The sequence below is a fragment of the Streptomyces sp. AC627_RSS907 genome (assembly GCF_019049165.1).
In genome coordinates this window covers 1-615 of record NZ_JAGMUE010000811.1, presented here as the reverse complement: position 1 = coordinate 615, position 615 = coordinate 1, and the positions used below count along the sequence as shown (strand labels likewise).

Annotated in this window: 1 protein-coding gene; it reads right to left on the bottom strand. The window is 67.0% G+C overall.

The window, feature by feature from the left end:
- Positions 1 to 121: 121 nt before the first annotated feature.
- Positions 122 to 535 (bottom strand): DUF5958 family protein, encoded by a 414-nt coding sequence (locus tag KUM32_RS38765; protein WP_217146486.1) that lies wholly within the window; start codon positions 533 to 535, stop codon positions 122 to 124.
- Positions 536 to 615 lie beyond the last annotated feature (80 nt).

The following is a 615-nucleotide window of genomic DNA, read 5'->3' as shown; positions in this document are numbered from 1 at the left end:
GTCCAGCAGGTCCGCTGACAGCGGAACGGGGGGTGGCGGGGCGGCGAAGCCGTCGGAGCCGGGCAGGGTGGTGCGGGGCAATCGGGGGTCGCTGACTCGGTAGAAGTGGCAGCGTGAGGAATCAGGTCAACGGTTCGGCAGGCTCGGCAGACAGGCGATGCCACGCGTGGCGGCATCCGTTGGCACAGGAGCGCTCTCGTCGTCGCCCGTCGGCGACGGCCAGCACCGCGATCAGCAGCCGGAAGGACTTGAGGCGCTCGTCGCGCGGAGCGAGGCTGGCGATCTTCCCGAGTTGTTGGTCGATTCGTCCTCGTGCGATCAGAACCGCCGGTGTGTGCGTGGCGCGAAGCCCGGAACGTCGGACACCTTCCAGGCCGTCCACGGTGGTGGCGCGGGCCTGAACACAGAAGTGCGACAGGATGCGCAGGGTGTGGGCCTGCTCTTCAGCGCAGAGGCTCTCGAACCACTCGATGCCCTGTGCCATCGGCCGAAGCTCCTGGGCGAGCTCGTTGAGAATGATGTACGCGTCAGCCATTCTCACGCCCCCGTTGTGCTCGGATCACGGACTCCCGCAGCCATCCAATCAGGCCATCGGGTAACGGTTTCGCGTGGTCA

Bases quoted from the DNA above. Each gene is read 5' to 3' on its own strand.
- KUM32_RS38765 (WP_217146486.1), bottom strand. From the start codon at position 535: ATGGCTGACGCGTACATCATTCTCAACGAGCTCGCCCAGGAGCTTCGG.